This window comes from Streptomyces sp. NPDC052910, from assembly GCF_055585605.1.
Map to the genome: position 1 here is coordinate 1,115,723 of NZ_JBVJJR010000002.1, position 21,004 is coordinate 1,136,726.

Annotated in this window: 20 protein-coding genes; 12 read left to right on the forward strand and 8 right to left on the reverse strand. The window is 73.5% G+C overall.

Going from position 1 to position 21,004, the window contains the following annotated elements:
• Positions 1-441: 441 nt before the first annotated feature.
• Together ACZ6X9_RS10365 and ACZ6X9_RS10370 are read left to right on the forward strand one after the other, a co-directional pair.
• Positions 442-1,662, forward strand: a complete 1,221-nt coding sequence (locus ACZ6X9_RS10365) for an acyl-CoA dehydrogenase family protein (RefSeq protein WP_469777508.1) — start codon at positions 442-444, stop codon at positions 1,660-1,662.
• Positions 1,663-1,784: 122 nt separating this feature from the next.
• Positions 1,785-2,285, forward strand: a complete 501-nt coding sequence (locus ACZ6X9_RS10370; RefSeq protein WP_469777509.1) for a flavin reductase family protein — start codon at positions 1,785-1,787, stop codon at positions 2,283-2,285.
• 227 nt (positions 2,286-2,512) lie between these two features.
• Here ACZ6X9_RS10370 and ACZ6X9_RS10375 read toward each other — a convergent pair whose 3' ends face one another.
• Positions 2,513-3,754, reverse strand: coding sequence for an MFS transporter (locus tag ACZ6X9_RS10375; RefSeq protein WP_469777510.1), 1,242 nt, complete (start codon positions 3,752-3,754; stop codon positions 2,513-2,515).
• Between the two features lie 337 nt (positions 3,755-4,091).
• On the opposite strand from ACZ6X9_RS10375, the gene ACZ6X9_RS10380 reads away from it, so the two are divergent.
• A complete protein-coding gene (locus ACZ6X9_RS10380) occupies positions 4,092-4,982 on the forward strand; it encodes a LysR family transcriptional regulator (RefSeq protein WP_469777511.1) in 891 nt (296 codons plus the stop codon).
• Positions 4,983-5,011: 29 nt separating this feature from the next.
• Positions 5,012-5,560, forward strand: a complete 549-nt coding sequence (locus ACZ6X9_RS10385) for a DUF6314 family protein (RefSeq protein ID WP_469777512.1) — start codon at positions 5,012-5,014, stop codon at positions 5,558-5,560.
• A gap of 39 nt (positions 5,561-5,599) precedes the next feature.
• Here the strand turns inward: ACZ6X9_RS10385 and ACZ6X9_RS10390 are convergent, their stop codons facing one another.
• Positions 5,600-6,478 (reverse strand): NmrA family NAD(P)-binding protein, encoded by an 879-nt coding sequence (locus ACZ6X9_RS10390; RefSeq protein ID WP_469777513.1) that lies wholly within the window; start codon positions 6,476-6,478, stop codon positions 5,600-5,602.
• A gap of 163 nt (positions 6,479-6,641) precedes the next feature.
• Between ACZ6X9_RS10390 and ACZ6X9_RS10395 the strand changes: the two genes are divergently transcribed.
• On the forward strand, positions 6,642-7,571 hold the full coding sequence (locus ACZ6X9_RS10395; protein WP_469777514.1) for an AraC family transcriptional regulator: 930 nt from the start codon (positions 6,642-6,644) through the stop codon (positions 7,569-7,571).
• Between the two features lie 65 nt (positions 7,572-7,636).
• On the opposite strand, the gene ACZ6X9_RS10400 is transcribed toward ACZ6X9_RS10395, so the two are convergent.
• Together ACZ6X9_RS10400 and ACZ6X9_RS10405 are read right to left on the reverse strand one after the other, a co-directional pair.
• Positions 7,637-10,234 (reverse strand): MFS transporter, encoded by a 2,598-nt coding sequence (locus ACZ6X9_RS10400; protein ID WP_469777515.1) that lies wholly within the window; start codon positions 10,232-10,234, stop codon positions 7,637-7,639.
• A 256-nt stretch (positions 10,235-10,490) separates the two neighbouring features.
• The gene (locus ACZ6X9_RS10405) at positions 10,491-10,937 is read right to left on the reverse strand and encodes an SRPBCC family protein (protein WP_469777516.1); all 447 of its coding nucleotides are present in this window, start codon (positions 10,935-10,937) and stop codon (positions 10,491-10,493) included.
• Positions 10,938-11,100: 163 nt separating this feature from the next.
• Between ACZ6X9_RS10405 and ACZ6X9_RS10410 the strand changes: the two genes are divergently transcribed.
• Complete coding sequence (locus ACZ6X9_RS10410) at positions 11,101-11,616, forward strand: GNAT family N-acetyltransferase (protein WP_469777517.1); 516 nt, start codon at positions 11,101-11,103, stop codon at positions 11,614-11,616.
• Positions 11,617-11,742: 126 nt separating this feature from the next.
• Here the strand turns inward: ACZ6X9_RS10410 and ACZ6X9_RS10415 are convergent, their stop codons facing one another.
• Positions 11,743-12,393: a HEAT repeat domain-containing protein gene (locus tag ACZ6X9_RS10415; RefSeq protein ID WP_469777518.1), complete on the reverse strand. Its 651-nt coding sequence runs from the start codon at positions 12,391-12,393 to the stop codon at positions 11,743-11,745.
• A 379-nt stretch (positions 12,394-12,772) separates the two neighbouring features.
• Here ACZ6X9_RS10415 and ACZ6X9_RS10420 point away from each other — a divergent pair, with 379 nt between their 5' ends.
• Both ACZ6X9_RS10420 and ACZ6X9_RS10425 read left to right on the forward strand, forming a co-directional pair.
• Positions 12,773-14,626: a 3-hydroxyacyl-CoA dehydrogenase family protein gene (locus ACZ6X9_RS10420; RefSeq protein ID WP_469777519.1), complete on the forward strand. Its 1,854-nt coding sequence runs from the start codon at positions 12,773-12,775 to the stop codon at positions 14,624-14,626.
• Between the two features lie 334 nt (positions 14,627-14,960).
• Positions 14,961-15,818: a TetR family transcriptional regulator gene (locus tag ACZ6X9_RS10425; RefSeq protein WP_469777520.1), complete on the forward strand. Its 858-nt coding sequence runs from the start codon at positions 14,961-14,963 to the stop codon at positions 15,816-15,818.
• 219 nt (positions 15,819-16,037) lie between these two features.
• Here ACZ6X9_RS10425 and ACZ6X9_RS10430 read toward each other — a convergent pair whose 3' ends face one another.
• The 3 genes from ACZ6X9_RS10430 to ACZ6X9_RS10440 form a co-directional block, all read right to left on the reverse strand.
• A complete protein-coding gene (locus ACZ6X9_RS10430) occupies positions 16,038-17,015 on the reverse strand; it encodes a phosphotransferase family protein (RefSeq protein WP_469777521.1) in 978 nt (325 codons plus the stop codon).
• Positions 17,016-17,673: 658 nt separating this feature from the next.
• Positions 17,674-17,895 (reverse strand): hypothetical protein, encoded by a 222-nt coding sequence (locus ACZ6X9_RS10435; RefSeq protein ID WP_469777522.1) that lies wholly within the window; start codon positions 17,893-17,895, stop codon positions 17,674-17,676.
• Positions 17,888-18,073, reverse strand: a complete 186-nt coding sequence (locus ACZ6X9_RS10440; protein ID WP_469777687.1) for a hypothetical protein — start codon at positions 18,071-18,073, stop codon at positions 17,888-17,890. The genes ACZ6X9_RS10435 and ACZ6X9_RS10440 overlap by 8 nt, the downstream gene beginning before the upstream one ends.
• A 171-nt stretch (positions 18,074-18,244) precedes the next feature.
• Here ACZ6X9_RS10440 and ACZ6X9_RS10445 point away from each other — a divergent pair, with 171 nt between their 5' ends.
• The 4 genes from ACZ6X9_RS10445 (at position 18,245) to ACZ6X9_RS10460 (ending at position 20,852) form a co-directional block, all read left to right on the forward strand.
• Positions 18,245-19,192, forward strand: a complete 948-nt coding sequence (locus tag ACZ6X9_RS10445) for a helix-turn-helix domain-containing protein (RefSeq protein ID WP_469777523.1) — start codon at positions 18,245-18,247, stop codon at positions 19,190-19,192.
• Complete coding sequence (locus tag ACZ6X9_RS10450; protein WP_469777524.1) at positions 19,143-19,280, forward strand: DUF397 domain-containing protein; 138 nt, start codon at positions 19,143-19,145, stop codon at positions 19,278-19,280. The genes ACZ6X9_RS10445 and ACZ6X9_RS10450 overlap by 50 nt, the downstream gene beginning before the upstream one ends.
• Before the next feature lie 15 nt (positions 19,281-19,295).
• Entirely contained in the window at positions 19,296-19,502 is a 207-nt protein-coding gene (locus ACZ6X9_RS10455; protein ID WP_469777525.1) for a DUF397 domain-containing protein, read from the forward strand.
• A gap of 633 nt (positions 19,503-20,135) precedes the next feature.
• Positions 20,136-20,852 carry a phosphotransferase gene (locus ACZ6X9_RS10460; RefSeq protein ID WP_469777526.1) on the forward strand — a complete coding sequence of 239 codons (717 nt, stop codon included), beginning with the start codon at positions 20,136-20,138 and terminating at the stop codon, positions 20,850-20,852.
• Positions 20,853-21,004 lie beyond the last annotated feature (152 nt).

The window sequence follows — 21,004 nt, forward strand, 5'->3', positions numbered from 1 at the left end:
AATGCTCCGTGGCGCACGTACGACAGCCTCGTACCATACGGCAGGACCCGGTGCGGCGATTCGATTTTCCTATGCCTCCCATACGTCGTTCGTATTGGAACTCCGCCCGTCGGTAGGGGAAGCTCGAACCATCGGCCTAGGTCCCTGGACGGACCTTCGGCTTGAAAACGGGGACCAACGGGGGAAGTGGGAGATGAACGTCCTCGCGCCCTGCCCGCGTGACGTCACCGCTCCGGCCGGGCGCACCGTACCGCCGCCGTCACGGCGTGCCGCACGGTGGCCGGCCTCCCACGGGCGGCCGCGGCCCCGCCTCCGTCGTCCCGACGGTCCGCCCCGGCCGCGCCGGACAGCGCCCGGCCCGTCCCGTCCTGCCGGCCGGCCCGGCGGCTCGCGCCGTTCCGCCGTCGGCCGGCCCCTCAGTCCGACAGGAGACACCTGCCCATGACCATGGCAACCCAGAGCCCGTCCGCCGCGGCCGCCCCGGACGACGTGCCGTCCCGTGCCGAACTCGTCGCACGGGCCGCGGCCCTGCGGGACCGACTGTGGGAGGACGCGCCGCGGGCCGACCGCGACCGGCGCCTCGGCTCCGGCACCGTCGACGCGATCCGGGACGCGGGGCTCTTCAGGCTTCTCACCCCCCGGCGCTTCGGGGGCTGGGAAACGGACTCCCGTACGTTGCTGGACGTCGTCACCGAGCTCGGCCGCGGCTGCGGTTCGGCCGCGTGGGTCACCGGCGTCCTCAACGCGGGCAACTTCGTCGCCGCGCTCTTCCCCGACGAGGCCCGCGAGGAGGTCTGGGGCGGGAACCCCGACGCCGGCGTCGCCCTGGTCCTCGGCCCCGGCGCCCCCGCGCGCAGGGTCGAGGGCGGCGCGCTGGTCACCGCCGAGTGGCCCTACGCCTCCGGCTCCGCGCACTGCGACTGGGCCGTGGTCGTCGTCCCGGTCCGGGACGGGGACGCCGCGCCCGAGCCGTTCCTCGCCCTGATCCCCGCGGGGGACACCACCGTCAGGGACACGTGGTTCATCACCGGCCTGCGCGGCACCGGCAGCAACACCATCGTGGTCGACGGCAAGACCGTGCCCGACCACCGTCTGATCCCCCTGCCGCCCGCCCTCGCCGGCACGGTGCCGCCCCGCCACCCGGAGGAGACCCTCTACCGCAGCAACTTCGCCGGCATGCTGCTCACTTCACTGCTCGGCGCACAGCTCGGCGAGGTGGGCGCGGCGCTGGAGCTCGTCCTGGAGAAGGCACCGAAGCGCTCCGTCAACGCCTCCACGTACACCAGCCAGGTCCAGTCGGTCACCTTCCAGACGACCGTCGCCGAAGCGGCGACCAAGATCGACACCGCCCGGTTCCACGCCCACCGGCTCACCGAGGACATCGACGCGCACGCGCGCCGCGCCGAAACCCCCGACGTGCCCACCCGCACCCGCGTCCGCAACGACTCGGCCTACGCGAGCCGCCAGTGCCGCGAAGCCGTCGACCTGCTGGTCACCGCCCACGGGACGTCGGCCTTCGCCGAGTCCAACCCGCTCCAGCGGATCTGGCGGGACGTGCACGTGGCCAACCGCCACGCGGGCTTCGGCGCCGGTATCCCGGAGGAGATGTACGGCCGGGTGCTGCTCGGCGAGGATCCGCAGGCCGTCAGCTTCCTGCTGTAACGGCTCGCCGGGCCGCCGCCGGGCCGCTCCCGCGCGGGGGCGGCCGGCGGCGCCGCCGCGGCCCGACGCTGTGCACAGGCGGACCGGCACGCCCGGGACCGCCGTACCGAACGGGAGAACAGATGCTGGAGCAGCGCTCCTTTCGCGACATCCTCGGCCGGTTCGCCACCGGCGTCGTGCTGATCACCGCGCGGACGCCGCACGGCCCGGTGGGCATGGCCGTCAACTCCTTCACCTCCGTCTCGCTGGAACCGCCGCTGATCGCGGTGTGTGCCGCGCGGACCTCGACCACCTGGCCGGCCGTCCGGGCCGCCGGGGGCTTCGCCGTGACCATCCTCGGGGGACAGCACGAGGAGGTGTGCCGGGCGTTCGGCACCCGCGGGGCGGACCGGTTCGCGGGCGGGGAGTGGACGTTCACCCGGTCGGGGCACCCGGTCCTGCGGGACGGACTGGGCTGGCTGGACTGCGCCATCTCCACGATCCAGCCGGCGGGCGACCACGAACTCGTCGTCGCGGAGGCCCTGGAGGGGGCCCTGACCGGCCGGGAGGGTCCGCTGGTCTTCCACGCCGGCCGCTTCGGCTCGCTCACCGGAGTGCCGTGGCTCGCCCGGGAGTGCGCCTGAGGAACGCCGTGGCTCCGGGCCGCACTCGACACGGAGTGCGGCCCGGAGCCACGGCGTTCCGGCACCTCCCCGGGCACAGCATCGCCGGCCCATCCGAACGTCCGCGGCCGGTGCGCGGTTCCGGGGAACCGCGCACCGGCCGAGGTCGGCGGAGGGCCGGGGCCCCCGGTACGGAAGGCGGGGGTCCATGCCGTACGGTCGGCAGCCCTCGTGCGGGCGGGGTCCGGTCAGGACGCCGCCGCCGCGCCCTCCGCCGGTTCGGGGGCGCCCGTCGCGACCGCGGCGGCCTTGTGCCGGGTCAGCCGGTGGGCGAGCTCCGAGAGGCCGAGACCGAGGAGGGCGATGGCCGCGCCGATGTAGCCGAGGCTGGCGGAGCCGCCGACGGACAGGCCGGCGCCGCCGATGGCGCCCGCGAGGGCGATGGCCACGTAGAGGATGGAGGCGTGCAGCGAGATCAGCACCGAGGCCAGCGGCGGGTTCAGGCCGATCAGCCGGTGCTGCTGCGGGGCGCTCATGCTGAAGCAGGCGACCGCGAAGACGGCGATGAAGCCGACCGACGCCGGGAACGAGTCGCTGACCAGTTGCACCAGCGCCAGGCAGACGGCCACCCAGGTCAGGCAGATGGCCATGACACCGCGGCCGCCGATGCGGTCGGTCACGACGCCGGCGAGGTAGCTGCCGACGATGGACACCACACCGAGGACGAACATCAGGGTGGCGACCCTGCCGCCGGACCCGCCGGTGGCGCCGTCGAAGATGTCGGCGATGTAGGTGTAGAGGACGTACACCGACGTGAACGCGAGTGCCGTGGTGCCCAGCGTGGTCAGCACGCGGGGGTCGGCCAGCGGCAGGAAGCGCTTCCTGAGGCTCTCGGCCGGCGGGGTCGGGATGGTGCGCGGTACCAGGGTCACCAGCCCGACGATCCCGAGGACGGCCAGGCCCGCGACGAACCACATGGTGCCGCGCCAGCCGAAACGGCTGCCGAACGCGGTGCCGATCGGGGCGCCGAAGGCCGTCGCCGCGGTGAAGCCGGTGAGCACGGTGGCGATGGCGCGGCCCCGGCGCTCCGGCGCCACCAGCGAGGCCCCCGACGAGGCGGCGACGGGGACGAACAGTCCGGTACCGCCGGCCGCGACCGCCTGGGCGACCAGCAGCAGCGGGTAGTTGGGCGCGACGGCGGCGCCGATGGTCCCCACCAGATAGACGAGCGCGGCGGTCAGCAGCACGACGCGGCGCGACCAAGCGGCCGTCACGGTGGCGAAGACGGGGCCGAACAGGGCACACGCCAGCGCGTAGACGGTGACCACCTGGCCCGCGGCCGCCGTCGAGACGTGCAGCGTGTCCTCAAGGTGGGGCAGCATGCCGGCCAGCACGAATTCGTTCGTGGCTACCGCGAATACGCCGAATCCCAGGAGCGGGACGCTGAACCGGGACATTCGCCCCGGTGCCGCGTCGGTGGCATGTGACACTTGCTTTCCTCCCAAGCAGAGTCCGCTTTTTCGGCGGGCGTGACGCGCGGTCGCCTCGTACGGGATTCCGGCCGGGCGCCGCGCGGGTCGACGGCGCGGAGACACGGGAACCGGCCCGGCCGTCGGCGGCCGTCCGGCGTCCGGGGGCGCCGGACCTCGTCCCGTACCTCCCGCGCCGGCGGCCCAACGCCCGTGCCGCGCACCTCGATCGCACGTCATCCGGGGTGCGGCCACGGTGGGCCGGCGATCCGGAAGTACCTCACCCGTATGGTCCGGCCGGGCCATTCATAAGTCCAATACCGAGTCCCTCTGACTGGTATAATGAATCCTTATGGAAATGAGGCAATTGGAGTACTTCGTAGCCGTGGCGGAGGAAAAGAGCTTCACCAGAGCGGCGGCCAAATTACACGTCGCCCAGCCCGGCGTGAGCACTCAAATTCGCCAGCTCGAAAGGGAACTGAAACAGAAACTGCTGGACCGGACCGGACGCACCGTCCTGCTCACCGAGGTCGGCGCGGCGGTCCTGCCCTACGCACAGGCCGCGCTCGCCGCGGTGGCCGGAGTGCGGCAGGCCGTGGACGAGCACACGGGGCTGCTGCGCGGACGGGTCTCGGTCGGGATGGTCGCCTCGTCGGCCTCCGCCTACGATCTGCCGCGGCTGCTCGCGGACTTCCACCGGGAGCATCCCGCGATCGAGATCACCCTCTCCGAGTCCACGTCCGACCACCTGCTCAACGCGTTGCGCGAGGGCCGTTTCGACGCCGTGGCGATCTCCCCGTCCACGGCCGTGCCGCCGGGTGTGGAGACGCTGACCGTGGCCGACGAACCCCTCGTCGCGGCCGTCAGCCCCGACCACCCCTTCGCCGGCCACGACCGGCTGCGCCTCGCCGACCTGCGCGACGAACCGCTCATCGTCTTCCACCAGAGCGTGGGCGCGCGGGCGACCGTCGAGGAGGCGTGCGCCGAGGCCGGGTTTCCGCCGCGCATCGCCTTCGAGGCCAGTGACCCCAATCTCCTGGCGGAACTCGCCGCACGGGGCCTCGGCGTGGCCATTCTCCCCGCCCCTTTCGCGGCGGCCCGCCCGGCGACGCTGCGGGGCATCCCCCTCACGGAACCGCCGATGCGCGGGTCCATCGCCTTCGCCTGGCGCAAGGACGGTTCCGCCAATCCGGCGGCGAACGCGCTGATCCGCCACCTCCAGCGGGCGATGCGCGGCGACATGGGGTAAGCGCTCCCGCCCCGGCGATAATGGCCGCCATGAGCTCCACCGGCCCGGCCCCGACGACCCCCACGGCCCCGATCCCGGCCCCGGCCCCGACGTGGGCCCCGACGGCCCCGGGGGCGCCGCATCCGGTTCCCGACGCCGTCGCCTACCTGGCCGGCCGGTGGGTGGTCCGCCGCGTTCTCCGGGACCTGGCCACCGGCCTGGAGGGCACGTTCCGGGGCACGGCCGCCTTCCGGCCGGACGGGACCGACCCCGCGCGCCTGCTGCACGTCGAGGAGGGTGAGCTGACCTGGAACGGCGGCACGCGCCGGGCGGGCCGGACGCTCGGGCTGCACGGCCGCCCCGACGGCACGGCGGACGTCACGTTCGCCGACGGCCGCCCCTTCCACCCCCTGGACCTGCGCACCGGGCACTGGGCCACCCGCCACCCCTGCGGCCGGGACCGCTACGACGGGACGTTCACCGTCGTCTCGGCCGACGAATGGCGCCTCGCCTGGCGCACCACCGGCCCGGCCAAGGACCAGCTCCAGCACGCGGTGTACCGGCGCGCCCCCGACGCCCCCGACGCCCCGGACCGCTGACCGCCCCCGCCGCGCACCGCCGCCGTCCGCCCCTCACGGCTACGCCTGTGCCCACGCCCCGGCCGCCGCGGCCCGTTCCGCGTAGGCCGTGAAGTCCACCGGCTCGCGGCCCAGGATCCGCCGCACGCCGTCCGTCGGGGCGGCCGTGTGCCCCGCGCGGTGGAGGGCGAACAGGGCGCCGAGGGCCCTCGCCGCCGCTTCCGGGACGCCGGCGGCGAGCAGTTCGGCGTGGTACTCCGCCGGGGAGAGCTCCACGTAGGCGATCTCGCGCCCGGCCGCCCGGGCCATCTCCGCCACGGCCTCGCCGAAGGTCAGGGCGCGCGGCCCGGAGATCTCGGTCACGCCGTCGGTGTGCGCGGCGCGCGTGAGCAGCGTCGCGGCCACCGCCGCGACGTCGTCCGCGTCGACGAACGGCTCCGGGACGTCCCCGATGGGCAGGGCCAGCCGGCCGTCGCGCAGGGGCCCGCGCCACAGGTCCTCGTCGAAGTTCTGGTTGAAGTTGCTGGCCCGCAGGACGGCCCATTCGACGCCGGAGGCGCGCACCGCCGCCTCGGCCGCGGCCATGCCCTGTCCGAAGTCGGGGCCGACGTGCTCGATGCCCCGCCCCGAGAGGGCCACGAACCGGCCGACGCCCGCCCGTACGGCCCGCGCGGTGAACTCCGGCACCGCCTCGTACCCCTCGTCGGGTGCGACGAGGTAGACGGCGGAGGCGCCGTCGAGGGCGGCGGACCAGGTGGCGGGCTCGGTCCAGTCGAAGCGGACCTCGCCGGAGCGGGACGCGGCCCGGACGGGGACGCCCGCGGCGCGCAGCTCGCGCACCACGCGGCGGCCGGTCTTGCCGGTCGCGCCGAGGACCAGGACGGAACGGACACCGGTGGAAAGGACGGAGGGGGCGGAAGGGGAAGTGCTCTTGGACATGGGGACGAGTCAACCCGGCGTCCGCAGGGCGGGACATGGGCGACCGTCCGCACCCCATGTCCGCGAGTCCGCGCATCCACGGCCCCGCCCGCCCTCGCGGCCACCACCCCGAACCGGCCCCACCCCGGCCTCCGCCCCCACGGGCCCGCATATCGTGCCGCCCATGGACCCCTTCGACGACCTCCTGCGCGGCGTGCGCGCCAACGGCGCCGTCCTCGCCGGCCCGGTGCTCACCCCGCCGTGGACGCTCCGCTTCCCCGACGACGCCTACCTCACCCTGTGCGTCCCCCTGCGCGGCGCGGGCCGGATCGTCCCGGACGGCGGAGGGGAGCCGCGACCGCTGCGTACGGGCGAGGCGGCGATCGTCCGCGGCCCGTTCACCTTCACGGACGCCCTGGGAACGTCCGGCGGCCGCCCGGAGCCGGTGCCGGACGGCGACGGCCGGACGGTGCTCCTCGCCGGCGCCTACCGCGTCCCGGGCGAGGTGCCCCGCCGGCTGCTGTGCGCCCTGCCGCCGGTCGCCGTCGTCCCGGACGAGCACGACTGCGCCGCCATGCGCGGCTATCTGGAGGTCCAGCTCACCGATGGTCTGCCCGGCCGGCAGATCGTGGCCGACCGGCTGCTGGACTGGCTGCTGGTGTGCACGCTGCGTCAGTGGTTCGACCGGCCGGGGGCCGCCCCGCCCGCCTGGTACCTGGCGCTGGGGGACGACGTGGTGGGTCCCGCCCTGCGCGCGATGCACGACGCTCCGGAACGGGCCTGGACGCTGCCGTCCCTGGCGGCCGTCGCCGGAGTGTCCCGTTCCACGTTCGCCAAGCGCTTCCAGGCCCTGCTGGGCGAACCTCCGCTGGCCTACCTGACGGAATGGCGCATGGCGCTGGCCGCCGATCTGCTGTCCGAGCCCGGCACGACGGTCGCCGCCGTCGCGCGGCGCGTCGGGTACGCCGATCCGTTCGGCTTCAGCGCGGCGTTCAAGCGGGTCAGGGGCGTGAGCCCGAGCGCCCACCGGGCGGCCTCCGAGGACCGGGCGGGCAGGCAACGGGCGGGCGCGGAACGGGCGGGTGCCGACGCGTCGTCACCGGCCGGCGGCTGAGACGCCCCGGACCTCCCCGAGCCTCCCCGGCCCGCGCCTCCCCCCGACTCCCCGCCTCCCCCGCCTCACCTTCCGTGCCGCTCCCGGAACATGTCCGTCATTCCCTGGTCCGCGTGGCCCAGTTGCAGGTCCCGCTCCGTCCGGCCGCCCCCGGCGACCTGGAGGACCGTCGCGACCGGCGGGTACCCGGCCGCGACCACGGTGTACTCCCCCGCGGACAGGTCGACGAAGCGGAAGGTGCCGTCGGCGCCCGTGATGGCGGAGTCGACGACGTTCCCGGCCGCGTCGAGCAGGGTGACCCGGGCGTCCTCGACCGGTCGCCCGCCCCCGGCACGGACCGTGCCGCGCAGCACCGCGCCGCCCGCCAGCTCGATGTCCTGCCGGGTCTCGCGGGCGGACTGGACGGTGACCGGGAGGGCGGCCGGGCGGTAGGCGGGGGCGCTGGCGGCCAGGGTGTACTCGCCGGCGACGAGTTCGCCGATGACGTAGCCGCCCTCGTGCCCGGTCCGGGTGGAGGCGACGACCTCGCCCTGCACGCTGGTGAGCGTCACCAGCGCCTCGCACACCGGACTGCCGTCGGCGGCGCGGACGGTGCCCGCCAGCCGGCCGGCGCCGCCGAGTACCACGTCCAGTTCGACCGGCCGGTCGCCGACGGTGACGGTGACCGCCTGCGGCTGGTGGCCCCCGGCCGCGGCGATGAGGACGTACGAGCCGGTGCCGGGCGTGCTGAGCGCGTACCGGCCGTCCTCGCCGCTGGAACCGCGCCCGATCTGCCGGCCCTGGACGTCGATCAGGGTGAGCGCGGCCCGGGCGACGGTGGTGCCGTCCTGGTGCTGGACGGCCCCGGTGACGGGCACCCCTGCGGCTCTCTCGGATCCCCCCGCCGCGCCGGCCCCGGTGACGTGTGGAAGGTCGTCATCCGGGGTGGCGGCGCGCGGGACGTACGCGTCGCGCACCGGGTCCGGCTCGGTGATCAGGGGCGCGGGCGGCGGCGGGGGCGGTTCGGTGCGGGCGGACGGGATGGTGGGCGCGTCGGGGGCGTTGTGGGACACCAGCGGTTTCTCCTTCAGCAGGAAGGCGAGCAGGAAGCCGAGGATGAACACCGGCACCAGGTAGAGGAAGATCCGCGGCATGGCGTCCGCGTACGCCCGGACGTAGCCGTCCCGCAGGGCCGCCGGGAGGGCGTGGACGAGGCCGGGGGTGAGGGAGTCGGCGTCGGGGAGCCCGGCGCGGTGCGGCGGTTCGCCGGCGAGCCGGGCGGCCAGCCGGTGCGCGAAGAGGGTGCCGAAGACGGCCGCGCCCACGGAACCGCCGATCTGCCGGAAGAAGTTGTTGGCGCTGGTGGCGGTGCCCAGGTCGGCGGGGTGGACGGAGTTCTGCACGGCGAGGACCAGTACGGGCAGGGCCAGGCCGATGCCGACGCCGAGCACGGCCATCCAGAGGCTGTAGACCAGCCGGCCGGTCCCGGCGTCCAGGTGCGAGAGCAGGTACATGCCCTCGGCGGCGAGGGCGCAGCCGAGGACGGGCAGCAGCTTGTAGTGGCCGGTGCGGCTGACGAGTTGGCCGGCGACGAGCGAGGCCGCCACGACACCGCCCATCATCGGCAGCATCAGCAGCCCGGACTCGGTGGCGTCGGCGCCGTCGACCATCTGGAGGAAGGTCGGCAGGTAGGTGGCCGCGCCGAAGAGGCCGACCCCCACGACCGCGCCGATCAGTCCGGTGACGGTGAAGACGGAGTCGCGGAACAGGTGCGGCGGGATGATCGGTTCGGCCGCGTACTGCTCGACGACGAGGAACAGCAGGGCCGTGCCGAGCGCCCCGGCGGCGAGGCCGAGGGTGACGCGGGAGGTCCAGGCGTACTCGGTGCCGCCCCAACTGGTGAGCAGCACCAGGCAGGTGGCGGAGGTGCTGAGCAGCAGCGCCCCGAGCACGTCGAACCTGCCGCGGGCGGTGGGCCGGGGCAGGTCCAGGGCCTTGAGGACGACAGCGAGGGTGACCAGGCCGAAGGGGACGTTGGCGTAGAAGCACCAGCGCCAGGAGGCGTGGTCGGTCAGGTACCCGCCCAGCAGCGGCCCGGCGACGGAGGCGAGGCCGAAGGCGGCGCTGATGACGCCCATGAAGCGGCCGCGTTCGCGGGGCGGGACGATGTCGGCGATGATCGCCTGCACGCCGATCAGCAGTCCGCCGGCGCCGACGCCCTGGAGCGCGCGGAAGGCGATGAGCTGGTCCATCGTCCGCGACCAGCCCGCCAGCCCGGAGCCGAGGACGAAGACGACGATCGCGAAGACGAAGACGGTCTTGCGGCCGAGGAGGTCGCCGACCTTGCCGTAGAGCGGCAGCACGACGGTGGAGGTGAGCAGGTAGGCGGTGACGGCCCAGGACATGCGGTCCACGCCGTGCAGGTCGCCGACGATCCGCGGGAGGGCGGTGGCCACGATCGTCTGGTCGAGCGCCGCGAGGAGCAGGGTGAGCATCAGCGCGGTGAAGACGACGCGGACCCGCCCCCGCCCGCGCCGGGAGACCCGGCCGGGGGGTCCGGCCGGGACGGGCCCGCTCGCGGGCAGGGCGGGTGGCCCGCTCGTCGCCACGATGGCCTCGGAGATGGACCCGCCCACGTGTGATCTCCCGTCGTCGCGCCTGGTCCGGCCGCCCTTTTTTCGCATTACGCGACAACGGGGAGCAAGCGCGACGTTTTACCCGGGAGTTCGCCCGTGCGGGCTTTCCGCCGGTCGGAGGCGTTGTGACAGTCCGGCACCCGGCCGGGAAAACCACTCGAACAGGTGAGGCCGCAGGTCAGCCCACGGCGGTGAACCGGCCCCTGGCGCGGCCCACGGCGGTGGACCGGCCGTGGCGCGGCCCGCGGTGGTGGGCCGGCCCCGGCTCGGCCCGCGTCCGCCGCCGGCCGTGGGAAAGGCGGGGTCAGCCCTTCTCCACCTCGCCGGCCAGCCGGGCGAGCACCGCGTCGTGGATCCGCGCCAGGCCCTTGGGCGCGAAGGCCCGCTCGAAGAAGCCGCCGATGCCGGTCGCGCCCGTCCACGTGGTGGTGACGACGACCTTCGCGCGGCCCTCACCGGCGGGGGTGACCGTCCAGGTGGTCACCATGCTGGAGTTGCGGTCCTTCTCCACCAGTTGCCCGGCGGACGGCTCGGTGACCTCCAGCAGGCAGTCCCGGACGCGCTTGCTGGTCGCCTGGAGCTTCCAGTGCACCAGCGTGCCCTCGCCGTCGCCGCCCTCCCGGACCTCGTACTCGCTGTACTGCTCGGGCAGGAGCTTGGGACGGGTGCCGCTGTAGTCGGCGAGCGCGTCGAACACCTCCTCCGGGTCCGCCGCGATGATCCGCTCGGTGGTGGCCTCGACCTGGCCCATGACTTGCCCTCCGGGATGACGATATGTGCAACAGCCCGCGTGTCCCGCGGGTGCGGGCAAAGCCAATCACCATCGCCACACCCGCCCAAATCGGAGTGCCCTCGTTCCGCGTACATACCGGCGTTTCCGTCTGCTCGCGTCCCGCGCCCGCTAACGTGCGTGCATGGTGCGCATACGAACGATGACCGACAACGATGTGGACACTGTGGCGGAAATCCGGGTCAGCGGGTGGCGGAAGGCGTACCGGGACCTCGTCCCCGCCTCCTACCTCGACGCCATGGACCCGGCGGCGGACGCCACCGCCCACCGGGCGCGCCGGACGGCGGCCGAGTTCCCGATGGTCGAGCTCGTGGCCGAGTCCCCCGACGGCTCCCTCACCGGCTGGGCCTGTCTCGGCCCCTGCCGCGACGACGATCTCCCGGCGCCCGCCGGTGAGCTGTACGCCCTCTATGTGCGCCCCGCGCTCATCGGCACCGGCGTGGGCCGCGCCCTGTGCGCCTCCGCACTGGAAAGCGCCCGGGAGCGCGGCGACGCGCGTCTGGGGCTGTGGGTGCTGCGCGACAACGCACGCGCCCGCCGCTTCTACGCGTGCGCCGGCTTCGCCCCGGACGGCGCGGAGCGCGTCGATCCGGTGGACGGCGAACCGCTGACGGAGGTGCGGTACGTGCGGGAGCTGTAGGGGGCGCCCCGGCCCCTCCCCCAGAGGCCGGCCGATTTCACCGCTTCTCGCGGGGGCAGGCCCCCGCGGTCCCGAAACCGCGCTTCGCGCGGATGTCCCCGAGCTCCCCCGGACGGGCCCCCGACGTCAACCACGCGGCCCGTTCCGGGCAGACCGCACCGCCTGAGCGCTCGGCAACGGCCTTCCGTTGAGCCGCGCCAGTGCCACCACCGCCGCCGACCGCAGCCGTTCGTGCTCCCGCGCGGCGACCAGAGTCGCCTCGGCCCGGCGGTCGCCGAGCAGTCCCAGCCCCTCGACGCAGGCGCGGGCGACGGGCCAGCAGTGGTCCCGCGCGGCCAGCAGCCGTTCGAGGGTGGAGAGGAGGGCGGGGACGGACTCGGGAGCGCGCAGTTCGGTCAGCAGCCGGACGGGGTGGAGGGCGTAGGCGGTGCGCAGCGGGTTGGTCGCGAGGGCGGCGGCGGCGCGCGCCGTGCGCGGGTCGCGGAGCCGGGCGAGGACATGGGCCGCGGTCGCGCACCGTACCGGTTCGCGGTAGTTGAGGAGCAGCACGAGCGTCTCGAAGGCCCGCCGGTCCCCTTGGACGCCGAGCGCGAAGGCGGCGATCTCCCGCGCCCAGAGCGGCTGTTCGGGGGCGACCAGCACCTCGGCGAGCGTGTCCCGGGCGGCCCGTCCGTCGGTGCCCGCCAGGGACACCAGCCGTTCGTACGCCGTGAACTCGGCCGGGGAGACCAGTTCGGCCCGTACCCGCTTCAGCAGTACGCGGAATTCCTCTTCCATTTCCTGCTCTCCTCCCCGAGTGGCCTGGACCACATGGTAAGTCGCGCCCGGGCCCCCTGGCGCTCCCGGTTACCGGTGAGTTAATCTCCCGGCACGAGCCGTACCCCGGCTCGGGCGGCCGGTGACGCGGCCGTCGTGGCACCGGTCCGCCCGGTGCCGCCCGCCGGTTCGGCACTCCAGTACGGCACGGCCCCGGGACAGGGCCGGCCGGTCGCACAACTCCCTTCCCGTGGACGCCCTTTACCCGTCCGCGGAAATCCTTAAGGCGCCGCGCCCGCGCAGGGACGTGCCGCGCACCCGTACCCGGCAGCGCCGCCGGGGCGGTTCCCCGCTCCCGTCGAGCTCCCCGTGCCCGGGAAACACCCTCTGGAGTCCCGTCATGGACCGTCAGTCCGCCGTCCCCCCTTCCCTGCCCTCCCTCACCCCCGGAACCCGGGCGACCCCCGACGCCGCCACCGCCCCCCTGAGGTCCGTCGCCGTGGTCGGCCTCGGCACGATGGGCACCGGCATCGCCGAGGTCCTGGTCCGAGCCGGCCGCGAGGTCGTCGGCATCGACGTCAGCCCCGGCGCGGCCGCCCGGGCCGTCGAGGCGCTCACCGCCGCCACGGCCCGCGCGGTGGCCCGCGGCAGGCTCACCGAGGACGAACGCCGGGCCGCACTGGGCCGGTTCCGCACCTCCGCCGATCTCGCCGACGCGGCCGGTGCCGACCTGGTGATCGAGGTCGTGCCCGAGGACTACGCGCTCAAGCACGACGTCTTCACCGCCCTCGACTCGATCGTGTCTCCCACGACGATCCTGGCCACCGGCACCAACGCGCTGTCCGTCACCCGGCTGGCAGCCGACTCCGCCCGTCCCGAACGGGTGCTCGGCCTGCACTTCTTCAACCCCGCCCCGGCCATGAAGCTCGTCGAGGTGGTGTCCTCGGTGCTCACCGCGCCCGCCGCGGTCGCCGCCGTCACCGAACTCGCCCGTGAACTGGGCAAGGAGCCGGTCGCGGTGGGCGACCGGCCCGGTTTCGTCGCCGACGGCCTGCTGTTCGGTTACCTCAACCAGGCCGCCGCCATGTACGAGTCGCGGTACGCGTCCCGGGAGGACATCGACGCCGCGATGAAGCTGGGCTGCGGCCTGCCCATGGGCCCGCTGGCCCTGCTGGACCTCATCGGCGTCGACACCGCCAGGACCGTCCTGGAGGCCATGTACGCGGACTCCCACGACCGGCTGCACGCGCCCGCGCCGATCCTCGGCCACCTGACGGCGGCCGGGCTGACCGGCCGCAAGGCGGGCCGCGGCTTCTACACGTACGCGGCCCCGGGCTCGTCCGAGACCGTCCCGGACGCCGAGACGCCCGCCGCGTCCGCCGCCGGAAGCACCGGCCGGCCGGTGCGCTCCGTCGGCGTCGTCGGCTCCGGGACGATGGCGAGCGGCATCGCCGAGGTCTTCGCCCGGGCGGGACTCCCGGTGGTGCTCACCGCCCGGACGCCGGCCAAGGCGGACGCCGCCCGGACCCGGGTCGCGAAGTCGCTGGCCCGCTCGGTGGACAAGGGCAGGATCACCGCCGGGCAGCGCGACGCGGCCCTGGAACTGATCACCCCGGCCGGCACCCTGGACGCCCTCGCCGAGGTGGACCTGGCCGTGGAGGCCGTCGCCGAGGACCTCACCGTCAAGCGGGACCTGTTCGCCGCGCTCGACAAGGTGTGCCGCCCCGGCGCCGTCCTCGCCACCACCACCTCCTCGCTGCCGGTGATCGCCTGCGCCCGGGCGACCTCCCGGCCGCAGGACGTCGTCGGCATGCACTTCTTCAACCCGGCGCCCGCCATGAAGCTGGTGGAGGTGGTGCGGACGGTCCTGACGGCCGACGACGCGCACGCCACCGTCCGCGAGGTCTGCGCGGCCGTCCGCAAGCACCCCGTGGACTGCGGCGACCGCGCCGGGTTCATCGTCAACGCGCTGCTGTTCCCGTACCTCAACAACGCGGTCAAGATGGTGCAGGAGCACTACGCCTCGCCGGACGACATCGACACCGCCATGAAGCTCGGCGGCGGCTACCCGATGGGCCCCTTCGAACTCCTCGACGTGGTCGGCCTCGACGTCTCGCTGGCCATCGAACGCGTCCTGCACCGCGAGTTCCGCGACCCCGGCCTGGCACCCGCGCCGCTCCTGGAACACCTCGTCGCGGCGGGCTGCCTCGGGCGCAAGACGGGACGTGGCTTCCGCGAGTATGCGCGGGCCTGAGGGATCGGGCGGGACCGGGGGAACGGGGAGGGCCGGGGCAACTGGCGGGGCCGGGGGAACGGGCAGGGCCGGAGGAACGGGCGGGGCCGGGGCAACCGGCGGCCGACGCGCCGCTGGAGGCCGGGGCGGCACCGCCGCTTCGGGCGGCAACGGAGTCCGGAGCGATACCGGGAGCCGGAGCGATACCGGGAGCCGGGAGGACTCCCGCGGCCCGGACGGTGCCGGAAGCCGGAACCGTACCGGCAGCCGGGACGGCTCAAGCTGGGGCGGCCTGCTGGAACCGGCCGCCGGTCCGTCCCGGCACGCCCGCGCGGGAGCGTGTTACGTTCCCCACATGTCCCAGCCCGCCAAGTCCGTCCGCTCCCCGCGCGGGACCGCCACCCGGGGCTCCGAGGAGCCCGGCCCACCCGGCCCGCGCCCGTCGCCGTCCTCCCCCGCCTCCGAGGCGTCAGGCTCCGGCCGCGCCGCCGCCCAGCGTCTGACCATGCGGCGCAAACTCGCCGCTGCGGCGATGGAGTTGTTCGCCACCAAGGGGTACGAGGCCACCACCGTCGACGAGATCGCGGCGGCGGCCGGTGTCGCCCGGCGGACCTTCTTCCGCCACTTCCGCTCCAAGGAAGAGGCCATCTTCCCCGATCACGACGACACCCTCGTCCGCGCGGCCGGGGTCCTGGACGCCGCGCCCGCGCACGAGAACCCGCTGGACACGGTGTGCCGCGGCATCAAGGAGGTCATGCGCATGTACGCGGCCTCCCCCGCCGTCTCCGTCGCCCGCTACCGCCTCACCCGCGAGGTCCCCACGCTCCGCGAGCGCGAGATCGCCTCGGTGGCCCGCTACGAACGCCTCTTCACCCGCTACCTCCTGGGCCATTTCGAGGAGGGCACCCACCACGACGACGACCCCCTGCTCGCCGAGGTGGCCGCCTCCGCCGTGGTCACCGCCCACAACCACGTCCTGCGCCGCTGGCTCCGCAGCGGCGGCGAGGGCGACGTCGAGGCCCAGCTCGACCACGCGTTCGCCATCGTCCGCGAGACCTTCGGGAAGGGCATCGGCGCGGGCCGCGCGCCCCTGCCGGCCGCCCCGGCGGTCACCGCGCAGACGGAGGGCGAGGTCCTGGTGACGGTGGCCCGGACGGACACTCCGCTGGGGGACGTGATGGCGGCGATCGAGAAGGTACTCAAGAGCCGTTGAGGGGGGCGGGGTGCAGGGTGCCCCGGCCCCGCTCCGGCCCCACCCCGCACTCGCCCGCTCCCTCGCCCGCCCGGCCGCCTCGGCAGCCGGTGGCGAACCGGCACCGGACGAGCGCGGCAGCTCCGCCTCACGATGCGGCTGCGCCCCTCGGTTCGGAGGCGCGCCGTCGGAGGACCTGATCGCGCGCTGCTCACCTCACGGGCGACGGCTCAGACGTGCTCAGACGTATCGGCTGAAAAGGGCTTCGATGTATCCCTCAAGCCTCTGCGTCAGGACTCCGGGCGTCAGGTCGGCGCGGCCCAGTTCACGCCAGGGGACAGCGACCTTCTCCGCGTCCGGAGCGAACCCCAGCGCGTCCAGCAGCCGCCAGTAAAGATGGGCGGTGCCGTCTTCGGCCAAGGCCCCTCCCGCCGCGACGTAGCGATCCGCGAAGCGCATGCCCGCCGGAACTCCGTGCAGCAGGGCGAGAGCCGTCGAGCAATGCGCCACGTCCAGGTCGGCCGGCCCCCAGGACGTCTCCACCCAGTCGACGACCCCACTGATCCGCGGATCGTCGTCGGGGCCTGTGAAGAGGACGTTGCCGGGATGGAAGTCCCGGTGGAGAAAGCAGCCCTGGTAGGCCGGGGGCTCGCGGCGGATGACGTCGACAGCCCGCTGCCAGAGCTCAGGCCGTCCGGTGGCCACGGGCGGAGTCACTCGCTCGGGAGAGGCCCAGGCCTGGTAGGTGCGAGGCCGTTGCCGCGCGGTCACCGGCAGCCGATGGATACGCACGAGTTGCCGGGCCAGCAGTTCGGCGCGGTCGTCAGCACCCCGGTCGTCCAGGCGCACGCTCCCCGGCAGTCGGGACATCAACAACGAGGGGTGATCGCAGTGGTGCGCCGCCGCGTCCACCGCCAGGAGCGTGGCCGCGGGTACGTCCGTGTCACCGAGCAGGCGCAGGATGGTCGCCTCACGGGTCAACAGACCCTCCGCGTGCCGAACGAAGAACGGCTTGACGAAGGACCGCAGGACGACTGAGCGCCGACCGTCCGGACCGCAGAGGTCCAGCCGGCGCATTTCCGACGTCCAGCCGCCGCGCAGTCGCTCGACCTTTTCGATGCGCTCCGCAGCGGGCAGCGCCTTCTCCACCCAGGAGCGCGTGGCACTCCAGCACTGACCGTCAGGATCCACGCCGATGTCCTCGGCCCCCTCACCCATGGGAGCAGCCTAAGCGGCCCCCGGCGACGGCATTCCACGAACCGCGTTCACCACGCGCGAGGGGCCGGCAGGGCCGGACGTCACCGACAGAGCAGGTCGCCCACCCTGAACGCGAGCGCCCACGCGACGGCCCGACGGTACGTCGCGTGCGTTCCGACGCCCGACACTCAAACACTCCGGGGGTGTCCCCGCCCCGTCCTTCCCGCCATAGGCGGTGATGCCCAACTGACGTCGCAGTTCGAGTAGACGAAAGAGAGCTCACCCTTCTTCGCCGAGCCGCCATCGCTGCCATCGCCGAGGTCACCGGGGGGACTTGGGGCCGCCGACGGCACCTCCCCCGCCCACCGCCATCTCCAGTGTCTCGTCGATTCGCCGTGGTGGGTTCCGCGGTCGCAATTGCCTAACCTGACCGCCACCTTGGTCTTCCGATGCAGCCTTCACGCCGGGCGCGGTGCCGGGTGCGGCCCGGAAGCGTCTCCGGGCCCGACGGCCGTTCGCCGCCCCCGGTCAGGCCCCCAATGTGCCGCGTACAGGTGCAGTCCGCGGGCCGCCATCACGCGCTCTCCCTCGTCACGGTCGCCGGTACGCAGCGCATGCGCGAACGCGGTCTTCGACCGGGCGCACTCGGGGCACCCCGCGCCTTGTCCCCCGACAGGCGTCACCACCTGCGTCCCTCCCGGTTCAGCTCGCTCACGCGGGCGCGGAGCTTGTCGGTGGCGGTGGCGCGACGGTAGCGCGCCGGCCGCCAGGTCCGCCCGCCGCCGGGAGGCCGGAGGGTGATCTGCCCGGTGTCGTGGTCCCAGCCGACGACGACGCCGACCCGGTCGAGTTCCACGTCGAGGACGGGTTCGAGCGGTTGAGGGATCCAGTCGTCAACCACGGTGCACCTCATCCCCGTGCCGCAGCCCCTCCCGCCGCAGCAACTCCACACGCTTCCACTCGCCGGCGCGCTCGGCGGCATGCCGCGCGTCGGTGATCCGCGCGCACGCGACGCACGGCACGCGCGGGTTGGGCACGAGCGCGGGCCGGGCCCCGACCCCGAACGACATGTGCGTCACGCGGCACCGCCCACGCGATACGTGAACTCGATCATTTGTGCACCTTCCTGCTTCCCACAGAGCGCAACTTCGGGCTCCACCAGCAGAGTTGCGCGGGTCACAGCGCGCACGCAACACTTCGTGTCGTGCCAGTGACGCACTGACACGACACGTGATCACGGTTGGAGGCGCATGTCCGCCCGCAACGCCGCCAGCGTCGCCCCGGGAGGGCGCCGCGCGTTCGGCCAACTGCTCGCCCACTACCGGAGAGCGGCCGGAGAAACACAGGAATCACTGGCACCGCAGATCCTCTGCGAGCGGTCGGTGCTGAGCCGCATCGAAACGGGCGACCGGGTCCCGAGCGAGCCCCTGGTGAAGAGATGCGACAAGAAGCTGAACACCGGCGGTGCGCTGTACAAGGTGTGGCGGGAGACGGACTGGTATCCGGATCAGGCGTACCCCGACTGGTTCCAGCGTCGGCTGAATCTGGAAGCCAAGGCGACATCCCTCCGTGTGTTTCAGGAAAATGTCATGCCCGGGCTCTTGCAGAGTGAGGCGTACGTGCATGCACTGTTCTCCAGGGATACGGACCCGGTGAGAAGGGAGCAGCGCATCCGCACTCGTTTGGGTAGGCAAGAGCGGTTCCTTCGTTCGGGCGGTCCGCTTCTGGCAGTCGTCTTGGACGAGAGCGCTCTCCGCAACGTGGTGGAGTCGGCGAGAGTGATGGCGGGGCAGTGCCAGTTTCTCCTGAATGTCGGGAAGCTCCCCAACATTCGCATTCAGGTAGCACCGGCGAGTAACAGCAAACTCATGCGCCCCAGGACGTCGATGACGATCCTCAAGCTTCCCGACGGGGAAGAATGGCTGTACTACGAATCGCTAGACAGGGGACACTTCAGTGACGATCCGGAAGTCGTCGCCCGCCATAACCACAGCTACGAGATCCTCAGAGCTGATTGCCTATCAGCCAGCGACTCCGCTGCATTCATCAAAGATGTACTGGAAGAGTACGGGAGGGATCATGGAGGTCACTACAAGCGCCGCGCGATGGGTGAAGAGCAGCTACAGCCACCCCGACGGCACCAACTGCGTGGAAATCGGCCAAGGTACCCCCGACTCCGCCCTCGTGCGGGACAGTAAAACGCCGACCGGCCCCGTCCTGTGGTTTCCCGCCGCCACTCTCGCGAAGTTCGTATCCTCCCTCAAGGAGGGAGACCTCATTTCCTGACGAGAAGGGCGAGAAATGGGTACCGACATGAATAAATGGGTCAAGAGCAGCTACAGCCACCCGGATGGCACCGACTGCGTCGAGTGGGCGCCCACCTCCACGACGTCCGGCCTCGTCCCCGTCCGTGACAGCAAGCGCCCCACCGGCCCCGTGCTGCACGTCCCCGTCGCCGCCTTCGCGGATCTCGTATCCGCCATAAAGACCGGCGCTTTCACCGCCTGAAGACCGAAGCATTCATCAGGCCGCGCCCGCGCCGGCTCCCACGCCCGGCGCGGGCGCCCTACGGGTGCCGAAGAGGGGGAGCTGACAGGTCCGCACCCTGTCGACCGGAGCCAGAGCAGGCCGAAGGCCCACCCGGACACCGAGCGCACCGGTCTGCCCCTGCCCCCGGGCGTCCCCGGCGCCAACCCGCGCGACGGTCAAGCGCTCAAGTCCCTGATACACGGCACCCTGATATGCGGCACCCAGCCGATCCGCACCCAGCCGATCCGCCCCCGGCGCGGGCCGCGCCGCCGACTGCGGAAACGCGGCATTACCCACCGCGTCGCCCGTCGGGGCACCGAGCCCTCCATCCGGCTCGGCTGCCACCGCCGGACCGTCAGGGGGCACCAGGTCCTGCCCGGCCGGATGCCGCCGCCCGCACGGCCGCTCCGAACGCAAACCCGGGCGCTTCCTCGCCCTGTCATCACCGCAGCCCTCGTCATCGGCGCAGCCCTCATCTGCAACCGCCGACTCACCAAATGCCCCCGCCCGACGTACGGTCGAAGAAGCCCGGTCCCTGGTCCGCGGAAAGCGAGCCGCGAATGAGCGCATGGGAGGAATTCCGCGGCGGCGTGAACGTCGTGCGCCGCCACGGTGGCCTCGTCCACCGCCCGGCGTCGCAAGCGGCGCCGGCGATCCACCGGCTGCTGCGGCACCTCCACGATCAGGGCTTCCACGGCGCACCGGAGCCACGGGGCTTCGACGACGACGGCAACGAACTGCTCACTTCCTCGACGGCGAGGTGCACGACGTGCTACGCCGGACCTGCGTACGCCCGAGCTCCTCGCCTCCGCGGCGACACTGCTGCGGGGCCTTCACGACGCCGGTACGACGTTCCGGCCGAGTCGCCACGACTCCTGGCTGTTACCGGCCCGGCAGCCGGCCGAGGTCATGTGCCACGGCGACGCCGCTCACTACAACTGCGTGGTGAAGGACGGCGTGGCGGTCGGTTTCATCGATTTCGACGCGGCGCATCCCGGGCCACGCGCCTGGGACGTCGCTTACGCCGTGTACCGGTTCGCGCCGTTGCAGGGGCCGGACAACCCGGAGAGCTTCGGCACCCCGCGGGAGCAGGGACGCCGGGTCGCCGCCTTCTGCCGGGCATACGGGCCGGGAGCGGGCGCCGACGTCATCGACATCGTCCCCGACCGGTTGCGGGCCCTCATCGACTTCATGCGCCACCAGGCCGCACAGGGCAACGAGGCGTTCCGGCAACACGTCGCGGACGGTCACACCGACCTGTACGAGGCCGACATCCGCTATGTGCGCGCCCATCGCGACACCCTGCGTTCCGCCTTCGAGGCGGGATGACCGTGCCGCACGTGTCACTGTGCCTGCCGGCCCCCTCATCCCCGCCGTCTTCCGGCAGTGCGGAGAGGCGCCACCGACGACGGTCACATCCGATCGCCGCACCGGGCCCCCGCACCGCGGCGTAGTGACGATCACACCAAATGCGTCCATGT